The sequence below is a fragment of the Azospirillum formosense genome (assembly GCF_013340925.1).
Lineage (GTDB): Bacteria > Pseudomonadota > Alphaproteobacteria > Azospirillales > Azospirillaceae > Azospirillum > Azospirillum formosense.
This window is the reverse complement of sequence record NZ_WHOR01000065.1, coordinates 1-23,961: the sequence shown is the minus strand read 5'-3', so window position 1 is coordinate 23,961 and position 23,961 is coordinate 1. Positions and strand designations below refer to the sequence as shown.

At 68.4% G+C, this 23,961-nt stretch carries 22 protein-coding genes and 1 pseudogene; 14 read left to right on the top strand and 9 right to left on the bottom strand.

The genetic code is table 11. The features are described 5' to 3' along the window. From GBZ26_RS11200 to topA, 3 genes and pseudogenes are all read left to right on the top strand, one after another. A pseudogene (locus GBZ26_RS11200) lies at positions 1-690 on the top strand (helix-turn-helix domain-containing protein); the annotation flags it as partial. Positions 691-774: 84 nt separating this feature from the next. Continuing rightward, entirely contained in the window at positions 775-1,896 is a 1,122-nt protein-coding gene (gene dprA, locus GBZ26_RS11195; RefSeq protein WP_174438901.1) for a DNA-processing protein DprA, read from the top strand. 53 nt (positions 1,897-1,949) lie between these two features. Then, a complete protein-coding gene (gene topA / locus GBZ26_RS11190; RefSeq protein WP_174438900.1) occupies positions 1,950-4,802 on the top strand; it encodes a type I DNA topoisomerase in 2,853 nt (950 codons plus the stop codon). Between the two features lie 43 nt (positions 4,803-4,845). Here topA and GBZ26_RS11185 read toward each other — a convergent pair whose 3' ends face one another. Both GBZ26_RS11185 and GBZ26_RS11180 read right to left on the bottom strand, forming a co-directional pair. Beyond that, on the bottom strand, positions 4,846-5,178 hold the full coding sequence (locus tag GBZ26_RS11185; protein WP_174438899.1) for a hypothetical protein: 333 nt from the start codon (positions 5,176-5,178) through the stop codon (positions 4,846-4,848). A gap of 105 nt (positions 5,179-5,283) precedes the next feature. Further along, on the bottom strand, positions 5,284-5,733 hold the full coding sequence (locus GBZ26_RS11180) for a hypothetical protein (protein WP_174438898.1): 450 nt from the start codon (positions 5,731-5,733) through the stop codon (positions 5,284-5,286). A gap of 156 nt (positions 5,734-5,889) precedes the next feature. Here GBZ26_RS11180 and GBZ26_RS11175 point away from each other — a divergent pair, with 156 nt between their 5' ends. Next, a complete protein-coding gene (locus GBZ26_RS11175; RefSeq protein WP_059399195.1) occupies positions 5,890-6,741 on the top strand; it encodes a fumarylacetoacetate hydrolase family protein in 852 nt (283 codons plus the stop codon). Between the two features lie 32 nt (positions 6,742-6,773). Next, the gene (locus tag GBZ26_RS11170) at positions 6,774-8,033 is read left to right on the top strand and encodes a hypothetical protein (RefSeq protein ID WP_174438897.1); all 1,260 of its coding nucleotides are present in this window, start codon (positions 6,774-6,776) and stop codon (positions 8,031-8,033) included. Positions 8,034-8,175: 142 nt separating this feature from the next. Here the strand turns inward: GBZ26_RS11170 and GBZ26_RS11165 are convergent, their stop codons facing one another. The 3 genes from GBZ26_RS11165 to GBZ26_RS11155 are packed head-to-tail and all read right to left on the bottom strand — an operon-like array spanning position 8,176 to position 11,074. Further along, on the bottom strand, positions 8,176-9,189 hold the full coding sequence (locus tag GBZ26_RS11165) for a TRAP transporter substrate-binding protein (protein ID WP_174438896.1): 1,014 nt from the start codon (positions 9,187-9,189) through the stop codon (positions 8,176-8,178). A 30-nt stretch (positions 9,190-9,219) separates the two neighbouring features. Next, the gene (locus GBZ26_RS11160; protein WP_174438895.1) at positions 9,220-10,500 is read right to left on the bottom strand and encodes a TRAP transporter large permease; all 1,281 of its coding nucleotides are present in this window, start codon (positions 10,498-10,500) and stop codon (positions 9,220-9,222) included. A gap of 34 nt (positions 10,501-10,534) precedes the next feature. Further along, positions 10,535-11,074, bottom strand: coding sequence for a TRAP transporter small permease (locus tag GBZ26_RS11155; RefSeq protein ID WP_174438894.1), 540 nt, complete (start codon positions 11,072-11,074; stop codon positions 10,535-10,537). A 475-nt stretch (positions 11,075-11,549) separates the two neighbouring features. Between GBZ26_RS11155 and hexR the strand changes: the two genes are divergently transcribed. Continuing rightward, positions 11,550-12,434 carry a transcriptional regulator HexR gene (gene hexR / locus GBZ26_RS11150; protein WP_174438893.1) on the top strand — a complete coding sequence of 295 codons (885 nt, stop codon included), beginning with the start codon at positions 11,550-11,552 and terminating at the stop codon, positions 12,432-12,434. A 241-nt stretch (positions 12,435-12,675) separates the two neighbouring features. Beyond that, positions 12,676-13,665: a tRNA dihydrouridine(20/20a) synthase DusA gene (gene dusA, locus GBZ26_RS11145; protein ID WP_174438892.1), complete on the top strand. Its 990-nt coding sequence runs from the start codon at positions 12,676-12,678 to the stop codon at positions 13,663-13,665. Here the strand turns inward: dusA and GBZ26_RS11140 are convergent. Then, positions 13,646-14,104 (bottom strand): DUF3429 domain-containing protein, encoded by a 459-nt coding sequence (locus GBZ26_RS11140; RefSeq protein WP_174438891.1) that lies wholly within the window; start codon positions 14,102-14,104, stop codon positions 13,646-13,648. The genes dusA and GBZ26_RS11140 overlap by 20 nt on opposite strands. A 4-nt stretch (positions 14,105-14,108) precedes the next feature. Continuing rightward, positions 14,109-14,714, bottom strand: coding sequence for a glutathione peroxidase (locus GBZ26_RS11135; RefSeq protein WP_174438890.1), 606 nt, complete (start codon positions 14,712-14,714; stop codon positions 14,109-14,111). A 223-nt stretch (positions 14,715-14,937) separates the two neighbouring features. On the opposite strand from GBZ26_RS11135, the gene GBZ26_RS11130 reads away from it, so the two are divergent. The 3 genes from GBZ26_RS11130 (at position 14,938) to GBZ26_RS11120 (ending at position 18,779) form a co-directional block, all read left to right on the top strand. Then, positions 14,938-16,089 carry an MFS transporter gene (locus GBZ26_RS11130; protein ID WP_174438889.1) on the top strand — a complete coding sequence of 384 codons (1,152 nt, stop codon included), beginning with the start codon at positions 14,938-14,940 and terminating at the stop codon, positions 16,087-16,089. Between the two features lie 389 nt (positions 16,090-16,478). Beyond that, positions 16,479-16,712: a hypothetical protein gene (locus tag GBZ26_RS11125; RefSeq protein ID WP_174438888.1), complete on the top strand. Its 234-nt coding sequence runs from the start codon at positions 16,479-16,481 to the stop codon at positions 16,710-16,712. 315 nt (positions 16,713-17,027) lie between these two features. Further along, the gene (locus GBZ26_RS11120) at positions 17,028-18,779 is read left to right on the top strand and encodes a PD40 domain-containing protein (RefSeq protein WP_174438887.1); all 1,752 of its coding nucleotides are present in this window, start codon (positions 17,028-17,030) and stop codon (positions 18,777-18,779) included. Between the two features lie 107 nt (positions 18,780-18,886). On the opposite strand, the gene GBZ26_RS11115 is transcribed toward GBZ26_RS11120, so the two are convergent. After that, complete coding sequence (locus GBZ26_RS11115; RefSeq protein ID WP_246653914.1) at positions 18,887-21,532, bottom strand: DUF3772 domain-containing protein; 2,646 nt, start codon at positions 21,530-21,532, stop codon at positions 18,887-18,889. Between the two features lie 270 nt (positions 21,533-21,802). Here GBZ26_RS11115 and GBZ26_RS11110 point away from each other — a divergent pair, with 270 nt between their 5' ends. Beyond that, complete coding sequence (locus tag GBZ26_RS11110) at positions 21,803-21,985, top strand: hypothetical protein (protein ID WP_174438886.1); 183 nt, start codon at positions 21,803-21,805, stop codon at positions 21,983-21,985. A 472-nt stretch (positions 21,986-22,457) separates the two neighbouring features. Here GBZ26_RS11110 and GBZ26_RS11105 read toward each other — a convergent pair whose 3' ends face one another. After that, complete coding sequence (locus GBZ26_RS11105; RefSeq protein ID WP_174438885.1) at positions 22,458-22,652, bottom strand: hypothetical protein; 195 nt, start codon at positions 22,650-22,652, stop codon at positions 22,458-22,460. A gap of 200 nt (positions 22,653-22,852) precedes the next feature. Here GBZ26_RS11105 and GBZ26_RS11100 point away from each other — a divergent pair, with 200 nt between their 5' ends. The 3 genes from GBZ26_RS11100 to GBZ26_RS11090 form a co-directional block, all read left to right on the top strand. Continuing rightward, complete coding sequence (locus GBZ26_RS11100) at positions 22,853-23,059, top strand: hypothetical protein (protein WP_343207280.1); 207 nt, start codon at positions 22,853-22,855, stop codon at positions 23,057-23,059. Next, the gene (locus GBZ26_RS11095; RefSeq protein WP_174438883.1) at positions 23,056-23,367 is read left to right on the top strand and encodes a hypothetical protein; all 312 of its coding nucleotides are present in this window, start codon (positions 23,056-23,058) and stop codon (positions 23,365-23,367) included. The genes GBZ26_RS11100 and GBZ26_RS11095 overlap by 4 nt, the downstream gene beginning before the upstream one ends. Before the next feature lie 66 nt (positions 23,368-23,433). Further along, a partial coding sequence (locus GBZ26_RS11090; protein WP_174438882.1) for a hypothetical protein occupies positions 23,434-23,961 on the top strand: 528 nt, incomplete at its 3' end.

Sequence of the window (23,961 nt, the reverse complement as noted above, 5' to 3'; positions counted from 1 at the left end):
TTCGAACAGTATGTGCGCGAGGTGATCGACGCGATGGAGACGCGGCACGAGTCGCTTCTCCAACGCCAGGAGGAGCTGATCCAGGCGCTCGACACGGAACGCGCCGCCGCCCGCGTGCGGGAGGAGGAGCTGCTCGCCACGCTCGACCAGGAGCGCCAGCGCTGGAGCGAGGCCGAGGACCGCTTCCGCGAGGAGCTCGAGCGCTTCAAGGCGGAGATGCGCCGCGGCCAGAGCGCGGTCGCCGTTGCCGTTGCCGCCACGGCCCTTGGCGGCGGCGACGAGGATGAGGAGGAAGAATCCTCGGATTTCTCCGCCTTCAGCTTCGACGACGATGAGGACGAGGCCAAGGACGAGGACGAGGATGATGCGGGCGGGAGTGACGCCAGCGCCTTCAGCTTCGACGAGGACGAGGACGACGGCGATCCCTTCAGCTTCGACGATGACGAAGCGGAGGAGACGGCCGAGGACGCCCCCGCCAAGACGGATGCGGAACCGGACGAGGACCCGTTCTCCTTCGACACCGACGACGTTCCGGACGAGCCCAAGGCCGAAAGCGAGCCGGCCGGAACCGCAAAGGCGGACGCCGAGGACGATCCCTTCTCCTTCGACGACGAGCCGGAACCGGAACCGGAACCCGAACCGGAGGCTCCACCGAAGAAGAAGGGACTCTTCGGCTTCTGGCGCAAATGACGCCCATCTCGGCTCCTTGAGAGGAGCGCCGACGCACACGTTTGCGTGTTGATCGCCGTACGACGCGGTTGTATGACAGGACTCATGATTCAACCGCGCCGCACCCTGTCCGCCGCCGAGCGGTTCGACTGGCTCCGACTCATCCGAACCGAGAATGTCGGGCCGGTCACCTTCCACCGCCTTCTGGAGCGGTTCGGCAGCGCCGGCGCCGCGCTGGAGGCGCTGCCCGACCTCGCCAAGCGCGGCGGGCGGACCAAGCCCCTGCGCATCGCGCCAAAGGCGGACATCGAACGCGAACTGGTCGCCAACGACCGTATCGGCGCCCGCCTGCTCTGCTGCTGCGAGCCCGACTATCCGGAACCGCTGGCGGCGCTGGACGACGCACCCCCGGCGGTGTCGGTTCTCGGCCACCCGCATCTGTTGCAACGGCGCGCGGTGGCGCTGGTCGGGGCGCGCAACGCTTCGATGAACGGCAAGAAATTCGCGGAACGGCTGGCGCGGGAGTTGGGCGAGGCCGGGCTTCTGGTCGTTTCCGGGCTGGCGCGGGGGATCGACACGGCGGCCCACGCCGGGGCGCTCGGCAGCGGAACGGCGGCGGTGGTGGCGGGCGGCGCCGATGTCGTCTACCCGCCGGAGAACGAAAGGCTCTACCGCGACATTGTGCAGCAGGGCGTGGTGATCGCGGAAAGCGCCGTCGGCACGACGCCGCAGGCCCGCCATTTCCCGCGCCGCAACCGGCTGATCTCAGGCTTATCGCTGGGGGTACTGGTGGTCGAGGCGGCGCTGCGCTCCGGTTCCCTCATCACCGCCCGCATGGCGCTGGAGCAGGGGCGGGAGGTGATGGCGGTTCCCGGCTCCCCACTCGATCCGCGCTGCCAGGGCACCAACAATCTTCTGCGTCAGGGGGCGGCGTTGGTGGAGGGGGTGGACGACGTGCTGCGGGCACTGGACAACCTGCCGCCGCCGGTTCTGCGGGAGCGCCAGGGCGACCTGTTCGCTCAATCCCGGCCCGCCCCGCCGTCCGAGTCGGACCTTGAATCGGCGCGCGCGATCATTCTGGAAAACCTCGGTCACACACCGGTTGCCATTGACGAACTCGTCCGCGGGTGCCAATTGTCCGCTCCGGTGGTGTTGACCGTGGTGCTGGAACTTGAGCTTGCGGGCCGTGTCCAGCGCCAGCCTGGGAATCAGGTGAACCTGATCTGATCCCGATCCGCACCGCCGGTGTATGGGATAGGCACTTTCAGGGGCGCGGACTCTTGCCGGGCAGCAACGTCGTCATCGTCGAATCGCCGGCCAAGGCGAAGACCATCAACAAATACCTTGGCTCGGACTACACCGTGGTCGCCAGCTTCGGCCACGTGCGCGACCTTCCGGCGCGCGACGGATCGGTGCGTCCGGACGAGGACTTCGCCATGGACTGGGAGCTGGGCGACCGCTCCAAGCGCCACATCGACGAGATCGCCAAGGCGGTCAAAGGGGCCGAGCGCGTCTATCTCGCAACCGACCCGGATCGCGAAGGGGAAGCCATCGCCTGGCATTTGTCGGAGCTGCTGCGCGAAAAGCGGCTGATCGACGAGTCCAAGGTCCAGCGCATCACCTTCAACGAAATCACCAAGACCGCCGTCCAGGCCGCTCTGGAGGCCCCGCGCGACGTTTCGCGGGAGCTGGTGGACGCCTATCTGGCCCGCCGCGCGCTGGACTATCTGGTGGGCTTCACGCTGTCGCCGGTGCTGTGGCGCAAGCTGCCGGGCTCCCGCTCGGCGGGGCGCGTGCAGTCGGTGGCGCTGCGCCTGATCTGCGAGCGCGAGTCGGAGATCGAGGTCTTCAAGCCGCAGGAATACTGGACCATCGAGGTGGGCTTCGCCACGCCGGGCGGCGCCTCCTTCACGGCCCAGCTCACCCAGCTCGACGGCAAGCGGCTCGACAAGTTCGCCTTGCCCGCCCGCGAGGCCGCCGAGGCCGCGGTGGCGCGCATCAGCCCGCAGGCCTTCTCGGTCGCGACGGTGGAGCGCAAGCAGAGCCGCCGCAACCCCTCCCCGCCCTTCACCACCTCGACCCTCCAGCAGGAGGCCTCGCGCAAGCTGGGCTTCGGCGCCACCCGCACCATGCGCACCGCGCAGCGGCTGTACGAGGGCGTGGACATCGGCGGCGAGACGGTCGGCCTGATTACCTACATGCGAACCGACGGCGTCAGCCTGTCGCAGGAGGCCATCGAGGGCGCCCGCAACCTGATCGGCTCCCATTGGGGCGAACGCTACGTCCCGGCACAGCCGCGCGTCTACAAGACCGCCGCCAAGAACGCCCAGGAAGCGCACGAGGCCATCCGCCCGACCGACCTGTTCCGCCGCCCGGAGGAGGTCGCGACCTACCTGGAAGGCGACGAACTGCGGCTGTACGAGCTGATCTGGAAGCGCACGCTGGCCAGCCAGATGGAAAGCGCGGTGCTGGATCAGGTGGCGGTGGACATCGCCTCGCCGTCCAAGGACGTCGTGCTGCGGGCCACCGGCTCGGTCGTGGTGTTCGACGGCTTCCTCAAGGTCTACCAGGAGGACCGCGACGACGGCGCCGCCGACGACGACCAGGAGCGCCGCCTGCCCGCCATGGAGCAGGGCGACGCCCTCGCCCGCGGCGACATCAGCCCGGAACAGCATTTCACCCAGCCGCCGCCCCGCTACACCGAGGCGAGCCTGGTCAAGAAGCTGGAGGAGCTGGGCATCGGCCGCCCGTCCACCTACGCCTCCATCCTCCAGGTGCTCCAGGACCGCAATTATGTGCGGCTGGACAAGCGGCGCTTCATCCCGGAAGACCGCGGCCGTCTGGTCACCGCCTTCCTGAAGAACTTCTTCAACCGCTACGTCGAGTACAACTTCACGGCGGACCTGGAGAACAAGCTCGACGAGATATCCGACGGGCGGATCGACTGGAAGACCGTGCTGCGCGACTTCTGGCGCGCCTTCCACGTCGCGGTGGACGGGACCAAGGACCTGACCATCACCCAGGTCCTGACCACGCTGGACGAGGAGCTGGGGCCGCACTTCTTCCCGACCAACGCCGACAACGGCACGCCGGGCCACGACCCGCGCGTCTGCCCGGTGTGCAGCCAGGGCCGGCTCGGCCTGAAGCTTGGCAAGATGGGTGCCTTCATCGGCTGCTCGCGCTACCCGGAATGCCGCTACACCCGCCCGCTCGCCGTCGCCAACGACGAGAACGGCGAGGCGCAGGAAGGCCCGCGCGAGCTGGGCAACGATCCGGAGACCAGCCTGCCGGTGACCGTGCGGCGCGGTCCCTACGGCGCCTACATCCAGCTCGGCCCGCCCCCGGTGGCCGCCGCCCCGGCTGAGGCCGTCGTGGAGGAAGCGCCCGCCGACGGCAAGAAGACCAAGGGCAAGAAGAAGGTCAAGGTCGAGGCGCCGAAGCCCAAGCGCGTCTCCCTGCCCAAGGGCATGGCCGCCGCCGACGTGGACCTCGACACGGCGCTGAAGCTGCTCGCCCTGCCGCGCAGCATCGGCAACCACCCGGAGACGGGCGAGGACATCAGCGCCGGCATCGGGCGCTTCGGCCCCTACCTGAAGCACGGCAGCGTCTACAAGTCGCTGACGCCCGACGACGATGTGCTGACCATCGGCATCAACCGCGCGGTCGACCTGCTGGCCGGCGCCGCCAAGAAGGCGTCCGCCCCCGCCAAGACGCTTGGCGACCATCCGAAGACGGGCAAGCCGGTCACCACCGGCTCGGGTCGCTTCGGCCCCTACGTCAAGCACGGTTCCGTCTACGCCTCCATCCCCAAGGGCACGGAAGCGGACAGCGTGACGCTGGAGCAGGCGCTGGAACTTCTGGAGGCCAAGGCCGCCAAGGACGCCGCCAAGAAGGGCAAGGCCCCGAAGGACGCCGAGCCCGCCGCCGCGGACGGCGCCGAGGCGCCCGCCAAGGCCGCGAAGGCGACCAAGGCCAAGACGACGGCTTCGAAGAAGGAACCGGCTAAGAAGGATGCGGCAAAGAAGGATGCGGCAAAGAAGGCCGCTCCGAAGAAGGCGGCTGCCAAAAAGTCCGACGCCGAGAAGGCCGATGCGGACAACGAGGAAAAACCCGCCCCCCGCAAGCGGGCCTAACCGCAGGGAAAATGTCGGTTCGATAGGCGACCGTGCGGCCCCGTCAGGCGGTGGCTGCCGCCTTTGCCTTGGCCGCGTTGCGACGGCGGCGCAGCTTGACGCGGATGCGCTCGACGGGGCTGAGCAGCCGGGGATGGCGGCGCTTCAGCCGCACGAACAGGCGGCGGGCGTCCGCGGAGTTGCGCAGCAGAATCACCCCACCGGCAAGAGCCACCGGGAAGCCGAACGGCCCCGGCAACGGCGACATCAGGGCGCCCAGACCGATCAGGCTCCACCCCGTGCCGATCAGGGCCATTTGCCGGACACGGGCAAGCGTGAACCTCGGAAAAGTGGACCGGGAAAGCAGCGAACGGCGGATCGCGGCGCGGCGATGCATCGGGGCTCCTCCTCCTGTGCCAAAAGCCATATGGGAGCGGCTGGGCACGGGAGAAGAGGCTGGAGGATGTGACCTTTCGGGGAGGCGGCGGGCAAAAGGGGGTTGTCAGTGCAACGGCACGGCGCTGTGGGGCGGTCCCAGGACGAACAGCGCGGCGGTGACCTCCGCCGGAGCCGGCGCCCATTCGAAGTCGCGCATCAACTCGCTGCGGGCGGCGTGGGCGCGCTCCGCCAGTGCGTTGCAGTCGGTCCGCCGGGCCGGCTTGCGGCACCTCCGGTCGGCGCAGCTTTCCAGCATCAGACGGATCATCCGTTCCCGCTTGGCGGCGTCGACGAAGCCCGACTGGTCGAAATACAGCTTGGTGAAGGCGACCTCGGTCACCGTCGGCGCCGCGCCCTGCTTGCCGACCAGCACCGCCGACACCAGTTCAACGCAACGGCCGGCGTAGTCGGGGATCGGCGCCGTGCCGTCGTCGGCGCGGTCGTACTGGCGGCTCGGCAGCTCGACCAGCCGCCCGGTCGGTTCCTTCACGAGGTAACGGCGCCACACCGGCATCACCGCCTCCCGTCTGGTTTCCCCATGGGCTGAAAAAAGGGTACACCAGACCGGACCGCGACGGAACAGCCCCTTTCCGGCTTCGGCCGGAACCGGACAGCACTCACCGGAGGAGAGGCGCGGCTCAACCTTCGGGAACGGGAAGGGTTTAGCCTGATGAAACTTCTGCGATTCGGCCCGCCGGGCCATGAGCGTCCGGGCCTTCTGGACCGCAACGGCGTGATCCGCGACCTTTCGGGCGTGGTGTCGGACATCGGTCCGGCCACGCTGACCGAGGACGGTCTGGCCCATCTGCGCACGCTCGACACCGACCGGCTGGCCCAGGTGCCGGACGGGACCCGGCTCGGCCCCTGCGTCACCGGTGTGTCCAAGGTGGTCTGCGTCGGGCTCAACTACCGCGCCCACGCTGCCGAATCCGGCCTGCCCGAGCCGGCGGAGCCGGTTCTGTTCATGAAGGCGACCACCGCCATCTGCGGTCCCAACGATCCGGTCCAGATGCCGCGGGGTGCCACCAAGCTCGACTGGGAGGTCGAACTCGGCATCGTCATCGGGCGCACCGCCCGCTACGTCGATCAGGCCGACGCCTTCGACCACATCGCCGGCTATTGCGTCCTCAACGACGTGTCGGAGCGCGCCTTCCAGACCGAGAGCACCGGCCAGTGGGTGAAGGGCAAGAGCGCCGACAGCTTCTGCCCGATCGGTCCCTGGATGGTCACCCGCGACGAGGTGCCCGACCCGCAGGCGCTGCGCCTGTGGCTGGAGGTGGACGGCCAGCCGATGCAGGACAGCACGACCGCCGACATGATCTTCGGCGTGGCCGAGATCGTGTCCTACATCAGCCGCTTCATGACTCTGCTGCCGGGCGACGTCATCGCCACCGGCACGCCGCAGGGCGTGGCGATGGGCCGCGGGCCGAACCATCCCTGGCTCCAGCCCGGCCAGACCATGCGCCTGGGCGTCGAGGGACTGGGCGAGCAGCGCCAGTCCGTCCGCGCCTTCGAAGGCTGAGCGGCGCCGGGACCGGAGGGGGAGTGTCTTTGATGAAGCGAAAAAGCCGTCTGGCCGCGTGGCTGCTCGCCGCCGGTCTCGGCACCCTGGCGGTGTCCAATTCAGCCAGAGCCGAGGACGGCGCCGCGGCGTTGGCCGGGAAGACCTGCGGCACGCTGGAGTCGCGGGTGGCGGAGATCCCCGGCTCCGGCCCGGTGTTCCTGCGCAGCTACGACAGCAGCTTCGGCGTCGGCCAGACGTCGGAGCTGCCGCTGCGCGAGGCCGCCTTCACCTACGACAACGCGCTGGCCGTCATCGCCCTGGTCGCCTGCGGCAAGACCGAGCCGGCGCTGCGCATCGGCGAGTCGCTGCTTTCCGCCGCCACGCTGGACCGCGCGCGGCGCCAGGGGCGGCTGCGCAACACCTACCGCGCCGGCGCCCAGAACCAGAAGCCGATTCCGCCCAACGGCTGGTGGGACGTCACCGCCAACCGCTGGTTCGAGGACGCCTATCAGGTCGGCTCCGCCACCGGCAATGTCGCCTGGGCAGGGCTGGCCCTGATGACGCTGGGCGAGGCGACCGGCGAGCAGCGCTTCCGCAACGGCGCCGCGGAGCTGGCCCGCTGGGTGGTGGCCAACACCGCCGACCCGCGCGGGCCGGGCGGCTTCAACGGCGGCGTCCAGGGCTTCGACGACAAGCCGCAGGCCCTGACCTGGAAGGCGACGGAGCACAACACCGACCTCGTCGCCCTGTTCGGCTGGCTGGAACGCAGCGGCACGGCTGGCGACTGGGCCGGGCCGGAGAAGGCGGCGCGCGGTTTCCTCGACCGCATGTGGGCGGACGGCGGCGGGCATTTCCCCACCGGCACGGCGCCGGACGGGGTGACGGTCAACCGGGCCACATCCGGTCTGGACGCCCAGCTCTGGCCGCTGCTGCTGCGCGGCGCGCCGGAATCCTGGCGGGCGGCGCTGGATTATGCGGAGAAGGCCCACGGGGTCGATGGCGGTTTCGACTTCAACGATGACCGCGACGGCATGTGGGTGGAGGGCACGGCGCAGGCCGCGCTGGTCTACCGCCTGCTGGGACGGTCCGACGACGCGCAGCGGCTTCTGGCCGAGGTCGGCAAGGAGGTCAGCCGCGGCGGCCATGTCTGGGCGACGCGCGAGGACAGCATCACCACCGGCCTCGCCATCGGGCCGGACAGCACCACGGACGATTTCCGCTATTACCGCCGCCCCCACTTGGCGGTGACGGCCTGGACGGCGCTGGCCGCCGTGGGCTGGAACCCGTTCACGGGTGAGCGGGTGAAGTGACGGATGAAAAGCCCCTCTCCCGCCCCGGGAGAGGGTGCCCGCGTCAGCGGGCGGGTGAGGGTCGTGCAAGGATCAAGAGGCTGATTCTTGGTGTTACCCTCACCCTTCCCTCTCCCGGAGCGGGAGAGGGAGATTCAAAGCCTTACTTGCGGACCTTGTTGATCTCGCCCTGCAGCTCGTTCAGCAGGTCGGCGCCGCCGTCGGCGGCGAACTTGTCCATGGCCGGCTTGACCATCTCGCGCATGCGGCCCAGCTCGGCGTCGCTCAGCTCGTTGATCTGCATGCCCTTGTCCTTCAGGTAGGCGATGCTCTGCTTCGACGCCTCGCGGCTGTCCTTGCGCTCGAAGTCGCGCGAGGCGGCGGCGGCCTCGGCGATGATCTTGCGCTCGTCGGCGGACAGGCCGTCGTACCAGCGCTTGGAGGCCAGCACGATCCACGGGCTGTAGACGTGCTTGGAAATGGTCAGGTACTTCTGGACCTCGTAGAACTTCGAGGACTGGATGGTGGTGACCGGGTTCTCCTGGCCGTCCACGGTGCCCGTCTCCATCGCGGTGAACAGCTCGGAGAAGGACAGCGGCACGGCGTTGGCGCCGAAGCCGTTGAACATGTCAATGTAGACCGGGTTCTGCATGACGCGCAGCTTGATGCCCTTCAGGTCCTCGACCTTCTCGACCGGGCGCTTGCTGTTGGTCAGATTGCGGAAGCCGTTCTCCCAATAGACGAGGCCGACGAGGCCCTTCTCGTTCAGCTTGGCCGCCAGCTTCTGGCCGAACGGGCCGTCGAACACGGCGTCGGCCTCCTGCTCGTTGTTGAACAGGAACGGCAGGTCGAAGACGGCGAAGTCCTTGACGATGCCGACCAGCGTGGCGGTCGAGCCGACCATCATCTCCTGCGCGCCGCCGATCAGGGCGTTCTGCATCTGGATGTCGCTGCCCAGGCTGGCGTCGGCGAAGCCCTTGACCTTCAGCTTGCCGCCGGAGCGCTTGGACATTTCCTCGACGAAGAACTTCACGGCGCGGCCCTGGTTACTGCTTTCCGACAGGCCGTAGCCGAAGCGGATCAGGCGCGGCTTGATGTCCTGGGCGGAGGCGGCGACGGGGGCGAGGATGGCGGCGGCGAGGCCGGTCGCCAGAAGGACGGAACGGAGCAGCTTCATGGATCGGTTCTTCCCTGTAGCGTGTTGTGGTTAATGGCGGAACAGAGTCAGCGGGGCCGTGACGATCTCCGGAACGGCGATCAGCAGGCTCAGCAGAAGCAGATAGGTCAGCAGGAACGGCCAGATGCCGCGCGTGGCGCTTTCCAGCGAGATGCGGGCGACGCCGCACACCACGTTCAGCACTGTGCAGACCGGCGGATGGATCAGGCCCAGCGTGCCGGTCAGGACGAACATCACGCCGAAATAGGTCGGGTCGATGCCCGCCGCCGCGGCCAGCGGGGTCAGCACGGGGCCGAGCACCAGGATCGTCGGCGTCAGGTCCATCACCGTGCCGACGGCCAGCAGCAGCAGCGTGATGGCGACCATCAGCAGCTTCGGATGCTCCAGCAGCGGCGACAGCATCTCGTTCATCTGCTGCGGCAGGTCGGCCAGCGTCACCATGTAGGACGACACCAGCGCCGCCGCGCACAGGAACATCACTGTGCTGGTGGTGCGCGCGGCCTGGACCAGCAGCGGGACCAGGTCCTTCAGCGTCACCTGCCGGTAGACGAACAGCGCCACGACCAGCGAATAGACGGCGGCGACCACCGCGGCCTCGGTCGGGGTGAAGATGCCGCCGCGCAGGCCGCCGATGATGATGACCGGCAGGGCCAGCGCCCAGACGCCGTCCAGCAGCGCGTGGCGGCGCTGCTGCCAGCTCGCCTTGGGCTGCAGCTTCACGGTCATGCCGCGCACCACCCACATCCAGGTCAGCACCAGACCGGCGCCCATCAGCAGGCCGGGCACGATGCCGGCCATGAACAGGCCGCTGATCGAGGTGTTGGTGGTCACGCCGAAGATGATGAAGGGCATGCTGGGCGGGATGATCGGGGCGATGATGCCGCCCGACGCGATCAGGCCGGCGGAGCGCGGCACCGGGTAGCCGTTGTCGCGCATCATCGGGATCAGCAGCGTGGCGAGCGCCGCCGTGTCGGCGATGGCCGAGCCGGACAGGCTGGCCAGCATCACCGAGGCGCCGATGGTCACGTAGCCCAGGCCGCCGCGGATGTGCCCGACGAGGCTGACCGCAAGGTTGATGATGCGCTGCGAGATGCCGCCGGCGTTCATCAGCTCGCCGGCCAGGATGAAGAAGGGCACCGCCATCAGCGGGTAGTTGTCGGCGCCGCTCAGCATGTTCTGGGCGACGAGCTGGGCGTCGAAGAAGTCGAGATGCACCATCAGCGCCACGCCCGTCAGCATCAGGGCGAAGGCGATGGGCATGCCGAGCAGCATCAGGCCGAACAGCGAGGAGAGGAAGACCGCGAGGGCCATGGAACGGGCTCCGCTTTCAGAAGGCCGGACGGGATCAATGCTCGGCGATGGCGCCGCCCTGCGGGGCGGTGGCACCATGGGGATCGCCGTTGCCGGGGATGTGCGCCGCCGCGTCGCCCGAGAGGATTCGCCAGAGGTTGGCGAGGATCGTCAGCGCCATGGCGATCGCCGGGAAGAAGCCCGCGGCGGCGTAGAAGGCCATGGGGAAGCTGAGCACCGTGGAGCGCGTCTCCATCCCGATCAGAAGCTGGAACCAGCTCCCCTCGATGAACAGCCACAGCGCGTAGATCATCAGCAGGTGGCTGACCACCGCGCAGGCCCGGCGGGCGCGGGCCGGCAGACGGGACTGGAGGATGTCCAGCCCGAGATGCTGGTTGCGGCGCAGCGCCAGGGTGGCGCCCAGGAAGACCAGCCAGACGAACATCAGGCGGGCCAGCTCCTCGGCGGCGACGATGCCGCTGTTGAAGCCGTACCGCAGGACCACGTTGCCGAAGACCAGCGCCACCATCACGGCGAGCATCGCCGCCATGATCCATTCGGTGACCATCTCCAGCGCTTCCACCACGCGCTTCATGCACACTCCTCGGCCTGCCTCGCGGCGGGGCTCACCCAAGCGGAAAGGGCGGCGGCAGGGGACGGATGCGGGAAGGAGACGGCACGGAAGGGAACGGGCGGCGCGGCGCACCGGCAACGGGGCCGGGCGGCGGGTCGGGGTTCCTCCCATTTGGTCTCTTGCCGGGGTCTCTTGCCGGGACCTTGAATTTTCTGTGTCGGAAAATAGAGGAGTCCCGCAACCGAGTGAAGAAGATTTTCTTCATAACGGCGGTAAATCCGCCGGACGATCGGCATAGCGACGAAAATTATCTTCACAAGGCGCCCTGCCCCGCATAGCTTAGGGGCCACGGAAAGGGGTGAGACGCCCCGCCCTGACAGGTCCGGGCGCGCTATGCCGTCCGCGCCGGCGGTGGTACGGTCCGCCGCCCGACGATATTCCGGGACGAAGAACGCCCGGGACCAAGAACGCTCTTAGGGATGGACGGTCCGTTTCGATGCTCCAGCCGGTGAACATCCTCGATCACATCCGCGGCCGCCTGCCGGAGCTGAAGCGTTCCGAAGCCCAGGTCGCCGACATGGTGCTGGCGGAGCCGCAGAAGGTGCTCGGGCAGAGCATCACCGTCCTGGCCCAGGCCGCGGGGGTCAGCGAGGCGACCGTCGTCCGCTTCTGCCGCAGCATCGGCTGCGCCGGCTTCCCGGACTTCAAGCTCCGGCTGGCCGAGGGGCAGGCGCGCGGCACCCCCTTCGTCAGCCAGGACGTGGCGCCCGACGACGAGACTCCGACCGTCGCGCGAAAAATCTTTTCATCGGCCGCCGCCGCCCTGAACGACGCGGCCGGCGCGCTCGACATGGCGGCCGTCTCCCGCGCCGTGGACCTGCTGGCCGACGCCTCCAGCATCCTGTGCATCGGCACCGGCGCCTCGGCGGTGGTGGCGGAGGACGCGGCGCACAAGTTCATGCGCTTCGGCATGGCGGCGCAGGCCAGCGCCGACCCGATGATGGTCCGCATGCTGGCGGTCAATCTGGGGGCGCGCGGGGTGCTGCTGGCGATCTCCAACACCGGGCGCACCGTGATGGTGACGGAGCTGGCGCAGATGGCCCGCGACCTGGGCATCCCGGTCATCGCGATCACCGCGCCGGGCTCGCCGCTGGCCGCCGTCTCGTCGGTCGCCATCGGCCACACCCCGGTCGAGGACGCGGAGATCTACACGCCGATGGCCTCGCGCCTCGTCCATCTGGCGATCATCGACGTGCTGTCCACCGGCGTCGCCCTGAAACTCGGCGCCGAGGCGCGGCACCATCTGGCCAAGGTGAAGGCCGTGCTGTCCGGCACCCGCTCCTCCCATGGCAAGCCCGTCCGCGGGCGCCAACGGGCGTAACCTTTTCCCTCTCCCCTCCGGGGAGAGGGGGCCTGCGAAGCAGGCGGGTGAGGGTCGCCCAAGGATCACGGCGCTGATTCTTGGCGACACCCTCACCCTCCCACGCTGGCGCGTGGGCCCCTCCCTCTCCCGGGGCGGGAGAGGGCTATGAACGACGCCTTCCCTCCTCCCCCCTTGCCATCCGGGCCGGCTTGGTCCAATTGGTGCGCCGCCGTTCCCGATTCACAGACTGTTCCCGCCCATGCCCGCCATTGCCCTCAGCGTCGCCCCGATGATGGAGCTAACGGACCGCCATTGCCGGACCTTCCATCGCCTGCTGTCCAAGAACACGCTGCTCTACACCGAGATGGTGACCACCGGCGCCGTGCTGCACGGCGACCGCGAGCGGCTGCTCGGCTACGACGCGGCGGAGCATCCGGTGGCGCTCCAACTCGGCGGGTCGGACCCGGCGGACTTGGCCGCCTGCGCCCGCATCGCCGAGGAGTGGGGGTATGACGAGGTCAACCTGAACGTCGGCTGCCCGAGCGACCGCGTGCAGTCGGGCCGCTTCGGCGCCTGCCTGATGGCCGAGCCGGACCTCGTCGCCCGGCTGGTCGGCGCCATGCGCGAGGCGGTGTCGATCCCCGTCACCGTGAAGTCGCGGATCGCCATCGACGAGATGGAGGAATGGCCGACGCTGGACCATTTCGTCCGCACCGTGTCCGCCGCCGGCTGCACCCACTTCATCGTGCACGCCCGCAAGGCGTGGCTGAAGGGCCTCAGCCCCAAGGAGAACCGGGACATCCCGCCGCTGCGCTACGACCTCGTGCACCGGCTGAAGCGGGAAAACCCGCATCTCACCATCGCCATCAACGGCGGCATCCGGACCCTGGACGAGGCGGCGGAGCACCTCGCCACGCTGGACAGCGTGATGATCGGGCGCGCCGCCTACGAGACACCCTACATCCTGGCCGACGCCGACCGGCGCCTGTTCGGCGGGGAACCCGGCCCCGACCGCCTCGCGGTGGTCGAGGCGATGGCGGCCTACGCCGAGGAACGGATGCGCCGGGGGGCGCCGCTGTCGGCGATCACCCGGCACATGCTGGGGCTGTTCCAGGGCCTGCCGGGCGCCCGCGCGTGGCGCCGTCACATCAGCGAGAACGCCCATCTCCCCGGCGCCGGGCCGGAGGTGCTGCTGAAGGCCGCGGCGCTGGTGCCCCACCGCGAAGCGGTCATGCAGCGAGCGGAATGAGCGCGGAGAGCGTCAGGCAGACGACGATGGTCAGGCGGGTCCGCAGCGTGCCGAACCAGCGGGGATAGCGTCCGTCCGCCGCCGCGCTGCGGTCCACCGCCCAGGCGAGGAGGAAGGACAGGATCAACGCCGGCACCGTCAGGCCGGACGGCAGCAGGGTGGCGCCCCAGCCCAGCAGCGACGGAGTCACTCCCCAGACCAGCCACGCCGGCCCGCTCGTCTCGTTGTCCCGACCGGAGAGGATGCGGCCCCAGTGGATGGCGCCGATGAAGGACAGGATCGACACCGCGTAGACGACGACCGCGCGAACCACGGCGGCCCGCCCGTCGCCCTCCGCCATCCAGGCCAGCGCGGTGCCGCCGACGAAGGGGATCAGCCCGCCGTAGGACAGCAGCCGGACGACCGAGGCCCGTCGCTCATCGAAGGACAGCGCGTCCATGCGCTCACGGCCCCGGCGCAGGTTGCGCCAGCGCCTTGTCCACGGCCGCCGTCAAAGTGGCGGACTCCGGTGTCACCGGGCTGCCGAACCATTCTACCAGCCGCCCGTCGCGGCCGATCAGGATCTTGTGGAAGTTCCAGCGCGGCACGCCCTGCGGCCCGGTGATCGCCGCCGCCCAGCGGTAGAGCGGATGGGCCTGCGGTCCGGTGACGGACTGCTTCTCCATCAGGGGAAAGTCCACACCGTAGTTGAGTTCGCAGAAGGACGCGACCTGGGCGTTGCTGCCCGGCTCCTGCCCGCCGAAATCGTTGCTCGGCACCCCCAGGACGACCAGCCCGCGGTCGCGCCGTCCGGCCCAGAGCTTTTGCAGCCCCTCATACTGGCCGGTGTAGCCGCATTGCGACGCCGTGTTGACCACCAGCACCGCCTTGCCCCGGAAGGCATCGGGGGTCAGCGCGCCGCCGTCGATGGACGGCAGGGGAAACGCCGCCCAGTCGAGCGCGTCGGGCGCCGCCCGGCCACCGTCCGCCGCCGCGGGGGGGGCGGACAGCATCAGGACGGCGGACAGCATCACGGCAGCGGATTGGGCGGCATCGCGGATCGTTGGCATGACGGTCTCCCGGTCGGCGGCGCTGGTCGGTACGGCATTGTTCTATACGGAGGCCGAGGCACGTCGGATCACGCGCCCCGGATCATCCACCGCCGCGCGAATCGCCGCCGGACCCCGCACGCGCATGGGTGCCATGGCCATCTTGCCGTGCGTCGGACCGTCGCGTCTGCTTTAGGGTTGTGCCCCCACACGCCCCAGACCATAGACCGGCCGACGCCCTCCCATGCGCCTTCTCATCCTGATGCTCGGCCTCGCCGGTTTCGCGAGCGCATTTTCCCTGCGGACCACGGACCCGATGCTGACCGTCATCGCGTCGGACCTCGGCATCGGCGTGGCCGAGGCGGCCCTGCTCTCCTCCGCCTACACGCTGCCCTACGCGGCGATGCAGCTCATCCTGGGGCCGGTCGGCGACGCCATCGGCAAGACGCGGCTGATCCGGCTGTCGCTGGTCGTCCTGACCATCGGCGTGGCGCTGTCGGCGGTGGCCCCGGGCTATTACACCGTTCTGGCCTCGCGGATGCTGGCCGGTGCCTTCGCCGGGGGGATCATCCCGGCCTCCATGGCGCTGATCGGCGACCGGGTGGTCTACACGGAGCGGCAATTCGCCATCAGCCGCTTCCTGCTGGCGGTCATCCTGGGTCAGATGTCCGGCTCCGCCGTGGCCGGCGCCTTGTCGGAGGTGGCGGGCTGGCGCACCGTCTTCGCCCTGGCTGCGGTGGTGACCGGCCTGATCGCGCTGACCGCCGCCCTGCTCCTGAAGGGCGAGCGGGAGGAGCGGCTTCCCCTGTCCGTTGCCGACGCGCGGGCGCGCTACGCCTCCGTCCTGGCGAATCCGGTGTCGGTCTGGGTCTTCGCCACGGTGGCGGCGGAAGGGCTGCTGATCTTCGGCGTCTTCCCCTTCGTCGCCCCCATGCTGGCCCGCCACGGGGCGGAGGGGGCCTTCGAGGCCGGGGTGACGCTCGCCGCTTTCGCCATCGGCGGGGTCGTCTACAGCTTCATCGTGCGGCGCCTGCTCGACACGCTCGGCCAATGGGGAATGATGGCGGTGGGCGGTCTGGTGGCCGGCGGCGCCTATCTGGCAATGCTCGCCCCGGTTCCCTGGCCGGTGGTGTCCCTGCTGTTCCTGGTCGCCGGATTCGGCTTCTACATGCTGCACAACACCATGCAGACCCAGGCGACGGAGTTGTCGGCGACGGCGCGCGGGTCGGCGCTCGCCCTCTTCGCCTCCTCATTCTTTCTGGGCCAGGGCATCGGGCCGGTGGTCTACGGGGCGGTCGCCCATCAGGTCGGGCTGCCCGCCCTGTTCCTGTTCGGCGGCGTGCTGACCGCGCTGCTCGGCGTCGGCGCCGTGCGTCTGATCCGCCGGCCCATCTGACGGAGTGGGCCTGACGGGTGGACCTGATGGGTGGACCTGACGCATCGGCTTGACTGATATTTCAATATTTCGGATATCCCCAGATTCTGTGGATAACTCTGTTGGCGAATCGAGGGGTAACCGAAGGGACAGGCGCACCCTCAAGGGGTCCGGCGGAAATGCCCGATTTTTAGGCACATAGGAAAACGGCACCAATCAAGGGTTTTTTGTGCGTCGCCCGCATGTCCGGACCCGATGCGGCGGCTGCCCCGCCCCGCAACCGGAGTCAAGCGAAGGATGTGCCGGCCTGTGAACAACTTTTCTTGACAGGGCATATGGGCCACGGCAAAGGCCTTCTCCCGGCGCCGATACAGCTTGCGCGCCACCGGTCCGCGGGGCACTCTGGCGCCATGTTCACCGTCAGCGAAAGCGAAGCCGAAACGATCCGCCAAGCCTTTCACGAGCGCGGGGAATGGTCCGCGGTGGTGGAACTGCGACGGCTGTTCCCGGTCTTCGCCAACAACCCGGAGGCGCTGCGCTGCGTGCGCGCCATCGCCGGCTGGCAACCCTTGCCCGAGGCGGCCACGGCCCCGCCCAAGGTCACCCCGCTGCGGCGCCGAAAGCCGGCGGAGCCTCAGCCCTGACATCGCCGTTGCGATGAAGTGGGGTCCCGCCGATTGACCCAGGCCTTGAGGGCGGCCGATGTCCGGCGGCGTGACCGGCACCGGCACGCCTTGAACGATCGACACCATCAACGCACTTTCGTTGACGGTATTAACCATAATCTTCACCCAGGTATTAGCGGGATGGGTGCGCTTGGAGAATTAGCATAGGCAGCGAATCCCACCTGCTCAGGTTGCGATTCGAGTGTAATCATGCATTCATGCCCGATCACAAGTAACCACCACGAATCCAGAGGGATCTACTCGGGCTCCGAAAACATTGGAGGAATCAGACAAATGACGGCGTTATCGATAACCGATATTCAACTCGTCAGCTCGGCCTCCGACGGAACCCTGGGGAACTCTCAATCCGATGACCCGGTCTTCTCGCCGGACGGCACAAAGGTCGCATTCCAAAGCTCCTCCGACAATCTGGTTTCCGGCGATACCAACGGCAGCAGGGATATCTTTGTGAAAGACCTGATCACCGGGGAGATGACGCTCGTCAGTTCATCCTCCGGCGGCGCCCTGGGGAACTCCTTTTCCTTCCGGCCAGTGTTCTCGCCGGATGGAATGAAGATCGCATTCGCCAGCTTTTCCAGCAACTTGGTCTCCGGCGACACCAACGAGACCAAAGACATTTTTGTGAAGGACCTGGTGACCGGAGAGGTGACTCTTGTCAGCACGACCGTTGGCGGAAACCAAGGGAACGCCGACTCCGATAATCCGGTGTTCTCGCCGGACGGGACAAAAATCGCGTTCGCCAGCTACTCCAACAATCTGGTCTCCGGTGACACCAACGATGTTATAGATATCTTTGTGAAGGATCTGATCACTGGGGAGGTGACGCTCGTCAGTTCAGCAGCCGATGGAACGGTCGGAAACGCCTTCGGCTTCGGCGGTTCCTTCACACCGGTCTTCTCGCCGGATGGAACAAAGGTCGCCTTTTCCAGTTCTTCCACCAATCTGGTCTCAGGCGGCTCCAACATTCCTCCCGGCATCATTTTCAACATTTTCGTGAAGGACCTGGTCACCGGGGAGGTGACGCTGGTCAGTTCGACCGAGGATGGAACCGCAGGGATCGACGATTCTCTGCAACCGGTGTTTTCGCCGGACGGCACCAGGATCGCCTTTGCCAGTTCCTCCACCAATCTGGTCTCAGGCGACAACAATGGCTCTCTCGACATTTTCGTAAAGGACTTGGTCACTGGGGATGTGACGCGCGTCAGTTCTGCCGCGGACGGAACCTTGGGCAACTCGGAATCCCTTTCTCCGGTGTTCTCGCCGGACGGCACCATGATCGCCTTTACCAGTTCTTCCGACAATCTGGTCGCCGGCGACACCAATGAAGCCGCCGACGTTTTCGTGAAGGACCTGATCACCGGGGAGGTGACACTGGTCAGCAAGGCGCCGGATGGCACCCGGGGAGACAACGCCTCTTTTGATCCGGTGTTCTCGGCCGACGGCAGCCAGTTGGCCTTCGCGAGTTCCGCCACCAACCTGGCGCCCAACGACACGAACGGGAGCCCCGACGTCTTCGTCGTGACCTTCGGCGCGGAAGGTTTGACGCTCACCGGGACGATCAAGGCGGATGACCTTACCGGTGGCCAGGGTGACGACATCATCTCGGGCCTGCTGGGGCATGATGCCCTGAACGGTGCTGGCGGGAATGATCTGCTGGATGGCGGCCCGGGCCGCGACACGCTGAAGGGCGGGAGCGGCGACGACACGCTCCTCGGCGCGCGGGGGAGCGATCTGTTGATCGGCGGGAGCGGCAACGATCACCTCTTCGGCGGTTGGGGCAACGACACCCTCACCGGGGGGCTCGGCGCGGATCTCTTCGGTTTCGCATGGGGAAGTGGGCGTGACCGCATCACCGACTTCCGCTTCGCGGAAGGCGACCGCATCGGCCTAGCCGCTGGCATTGAGTGGAACGTCACAAGCAACGCGGCCGGCGACGCGGTCATCGCATTGTGCGGCGGCAACAGAATCACCCTGTCGGGGATCTGCGCAGACCAAGTCACAACCGGTTGGTTCGTGCAGAACTGACAAAGCGCCTCATCCGGCAGGGCGACGCGCTGCCCTGCCGGATGAGGCGGGTTTCCGACCGAGCCAATCGGATGCCGCCTCATCGCGATGGAAGAGGGCGGCACCCATCAGGTGGCGGTGCGCGGCCCGCGGTCGGTCAACGTGTCGGCCAACGGCACGACCTTGCCGCTGTCGGCCACCACCTGAAGCTCCGGCACCCCGGACTGGGCGCGACGCTCGGCCAGGAGAACCTCCAGCATCGCCTCGACCTTCGGCATGTGGACGGTCTGCTGGTCGAAGGGCATCTGGATGCCCTGCTCGCGGAACTGCTCCAGGATGCGCAGGCGCAGCTCGTTGCGCACCGGGATGATGTGCTCGGTGTTGGCGACGAAGCAGCGCAGCTCGAACTCCGGCCCGCTCGGCCCGAAGTCACGGAACATCACCACCGGCTCCGGGTTGCGCAGCACCTGGGCGTGGCCGTAGCCGATCCGCAGCAGCAGCGCGTAGACCTGCCGGGCGTCGGTGTCGTAGGTGATGCGGACCTTGATCTCGATGCGGGTGGTCTTGTCCTTCAGCGTCCAGTTGACCACCGACTTGGAGATGAACTCCGAGTTCGGGATGATCACCGACGCGCGTTGGAAGGTCTGGATCTCCGTCGCGCGGACGCTGATGCGGCGCACGGTGCCCTCCAGCCCGTTGACCACCACCCAGTCGCCCACCTTCACCGGCCGCTCCACCAGCATGATCAGGCCGGAGATGAAGTTGCTGACGACGTTCTGCAGGCCGAAACCGATACCCACCGACAGGGCCGACGCGATCATGGCGAGGCTGGACAGGTCGAGCCCCAGCGTGCCGACCGACATCAGCACCGCCATGGTGGTGCCGAGATAGCCCACACCCATGCGGATGGAGTTGCGCACGCCGTCGTCCATGTTGACGCGGCCGAGGATGCGCTCGTCGAGCTGACGCTGGATGAAGCGGGTCACCGCGACGACGACGCCCAGCACCATCAGCGCCGACATGATGTCGCCCGGCGCGATGCGCACGCCGCCCACGGTGACGCCGCTGAGGAAGCCGTCGGCCAGCCCCTTCATCTCCGACAGGGTCATGCCGGTCAGTGGCAGCAGGAAGAAGGCCGCCACGGTCAGCAGCAGCCCGTCGATCACCGTGCGCCCGGCCTGCCCCAGCATCCGCCGGCCGCGGTCGGTGGCGATCACGATGTCGCGCACCTCGGCCACCTGCCCGCTGCCGCGCTCCAGCAGGACGCACAGCAGCTCGCGCAGGACGCCGCGCGCCACCAGCAGGACGCCGCCGATGATGAGCGTGGTCAGCATCAGCTTCGACGCGTAGATCGCGCCGACCAGATAACCCGCGCCCGAAGCGACCAGCGAGGCGAGCGTCACCGCCCCGATCAGCAGGCGCAGCCGCAGCCCGACGACCCGCGGACGGGCGGGCGGCGGCGCCTCGGCCTCCGCCTCGGTGGGCGTGGCGGCCGGCGGCGGCAGTGTGACGTCCAGTCCGGCCCCGGGGGTCGGCTCGGGGCACCCGCAATCGTCGGTCTCCTCCGCGTCCGGCGGCGGGGTGGCCAGCCAGAGGTGATCGGGGTAGAGGAACAGCAGCGACACGGCGATCAGCGCCATGGTGCCGAAGCCGGTGATCGAGCGCAGCTCCGGCGGGGTGAACATGCCCTCCGACAGGGCGATGCCGGTGCCGGCCAGCGCCAGCCCGATCATGACGAGCGGGACGCGGCGGACCAGACGGCGCGCGCTGTCCGGGTCGAGGTTGGCGAGCTGCCAGGACGGATGATCGGGCGCCAGAGTGGCGCGGGCGACGCCGGTGACCAGGAAATAGGCGGTCAGGCCACCCGACACCCCGACCACCAGAGCGGTCAGCGGACCGGCGTCGGCTGCGTCGCGCAACAGCCCGACCAGGGCGCCGCTCAGCACCAGCGTCGGCACCAGCGGCACCAGGCAGCGGGCCAGCGCCTCCACCGCCATCGCCACCACCCTCTGGCGGTAGCTGGGCCGCTCCTCCAGGTCGCGGTGGCCGTAGCGGCGCAGCAGCACCCGGCGCACCGGCCAAGCGACCAGGAACAGCACGGCGGCGAGCGCGCCCAGACCGTAGAGGCGGTTGCGCCATTCGTCGTCGCCCATGACGATGCCGAAGGCCCGCCCGATGCGCTCCTGCACATAGGCCGTCTGCTCGGGCAGGGCGGCCCAGGTGGCGGGCAGCAGCGGCACCGGGCCGCGCCGGACGATCTGCTCGGTGAGCTGGGTCATGCGCTGGTCGGCGGCGGTGCGCAGCAGGATGTCGGCGCGCGTGACGATCAGCTCGGTCTGCTTGGTCCGCCCTTCCGCCTCGCCGATGGTCTGGGTCAGGCGCTTGCGCTCGGCGGCGATCCCGGCCTCTTCCGCCGGGGCGCCTTGGGCCGGCGGAGGACCCAGCGCGTCCAGCATGCGCTGGGCGGTGTCGCGGGCCGCCGCCGCCGCCGCGCCGGCTTCCCGGACCTCGTGCTGGATCTTCGCCAGATCAGCGCGCAGGGTCTCGTATTCGGTGTTCGCCAGATCCCCGCCGGCGATGCGGTTGGCCGCCCGCTCCAACGCGTTCTGCCATTGCGGCAGTTTCGTCTTGAAGTCCGCCGCCGCTTCCGCCGCCGGGGCGGCGGACTGGGCGAAGGCCGATGGAACCACCGCACCCGCCGCAAGCCCACCGCACAGCATCAGGGCTGCCAGGAGCCGGCCGATCCGGCGGTGGAAGGCGAAGGAAATCTGCATCACCGTTCGAATTCTCGTGTTGGCAAAAAGCGGCCGCCCGGCGAACCGGGAAAAGGGATACCTATACTCTTCGGCGTCGCGGCAAAAGTATGGCACTGCGTGTCACCAGGATGTGACAGCGAGGGTCGGAAACGCGCTTCTGTTCGCTGCGGCCGAGGGCGCCGGTCCGTGTCCGCCGTTTCGCGCGCCTGCTTTCGGATTGGGCATGGCGTGGGTGCGTGTCTTGATGATACAGGTTGCACATCGTCGTTTCACACGCACGTCATCATCATGGCCGGCTTGACCGACATCGACCGCACCCTGCTCCGCACAGCGCTGAAGGCCGCCAAGCGCAACGACGTCCCATCCGTTGGGATGCCGACCGAGACGCTGGAACGGCTCTTGGAGTATTTGGCGCTTCTGGAAGGCGCACAGCCCACCGCGCGGACCGAGGGCAACCCGGGGTCGAACTGACCCTTCCTCCATTGCCTGCCCGGCGATGGCGGGACATCCAAATCCAGCATTACATACTATAGTATGCCACTTTGCTGGTTCCGAACCGGTAATACTGCTGAACGGTACGTTGTGACATTGAATTCGAGTCGCAACCGACCCTCGACTAACCCCATCGAACGGAGTAAGACTTTAGGACCCACTCCTTTAGGCGGACGATCCCCTTGTGCCAGTTTGCCACACCGGAATGCGGTCACGCCTGTCGCGCGATCAGGCTCGTCCGCGAACACAGCCGCGGCCCCGTGGGTTTGGACGCGCGTGCCTATTTGATCCGGGTCGAGCGCCGGTTGATGCAGTTCCATTGCGGCGCTCCGCTGGGCATTCCAATAGAGGCGACGCCAGCCCGCGAGGCCGCCGAGTAACCCGCCGCCCCCTGGCCCGCCCAATCCCGGCCGGATCGCTTAAATCCCCCGGACTGCTTAAATCCAGAGCATCAATCCCGGCCGCCGGGGGCATCGGAACGGCCCCGATCGGGTTCGCCCTCCCGGCGGCGATCTCCATCCGACGACGCCTCGTCGCGTTCCCGCTGACGCTGCCATTGATCGAACTTCTCGGGGTCGGTCACCAGATCGATGACGGACGGCTTCCGGTTTCCATTGTCGCGCTGTGCGGGCATGAACACCTCCATCGCTGCGCCACACCTGTCCTTTTGCACATCAACAGCGCAAAGAGCCCGGCGCACCAAGCCCCGCAAGGGGAGAACCCCACAAGCACAGCCATGCTCCTTTGGCGTCCGGTTTTTGACACAGCACACCCCCGCCCGAATCCTTAGCCTGCGTCAACGATCAAGACACAGTCGGGGGCGGGATGCTGCGGTTGGGAACACGGGTGAGGTTTGCGGGCCAGGACGCCCTCGTCGTCGCACGGACCCTTGCCGGTGAGCCGACCTACGACATCCGTCTGGCCGATGGCCGTCTCATCAAATACGCCGCCGAAAGCGACCTGGAACCGATCGAGGGGGACGGGTCCGAACTCCCGCCCGCCGCGACGCGGCCATCCGGCTCCGGCGGCTCCAATCCGGGGGGTATGCAGTGACCCGCGACGACTTCCCCTATTCGCTTCAGCCTTACGCGATGCCCGACGACGGCGGCGACGGGACGCAGGACAGCGACGCCTGGACGCTGGTGTTGTTCCGCGCCGCCGACGAGGCGGAGCGGCTGTGGTTTCGCGATCACGGCTTCGCCATGGAAGGCCGCCGTTGGGTCCGCCACGCGCCCCTCCCGGACGACGTCGCGGCGACGCCGACCTCCGGGGACGCATCCGGGGATGAGGACTTCGGCGATCGCGAGTCCGACGACCGGGCACCCACCGGTGGCGGCCCCGCGCCGGACGTCGCCGCCTGATCTTCCGTTCCGGCGTCCGCGGCCTATTCCTGTGCCGGCGCCCCTGTTCGCGGACACGCACGCCCCATGCCCGATAGCCTCGACTTCGACCGGAACGACCTTGCTCCAAACGAACCCGGGCAAAACGATCTGAGTCCCAGCGATCTGAACCGCCCCGCCCCACCTCCGTCCGCGCCGCCCTCATCCACGCCGCCGCCCACCGTTCCGCAGACCGCCCTGATCCGGCGGCTGCGCCGGGCGGCTTCCGGCAACGTCCCGGCGCCGGAAGGGGTGACGCTCCGTCAGGCCCAGCAGCGCGACGTCATGGTCGGCGCCCATCTGACCCTGAGCATCGATTGGGCGACGGAGGTCGAGGTCCGGCTGGGTGCGGAAATGGTGCGCTTCGCCATCTATTGCCGCAACGCCGCCGAACTGAACGCAACGCTGGCCCGCGACCTGGACGCCGAGGCGGCCTCGTTGGAGACGGCCCATCGCTTCGCCACGCTGCTCGGTCCGCTGGACGAGCGGGTGGAGGCGATGTCCGCGGCGGAGGAGCCCCTGCCGCCCCTGCCCTCGCTGCGCGGCCCTTACTATCTGCACGAGGTCTGCACCGGC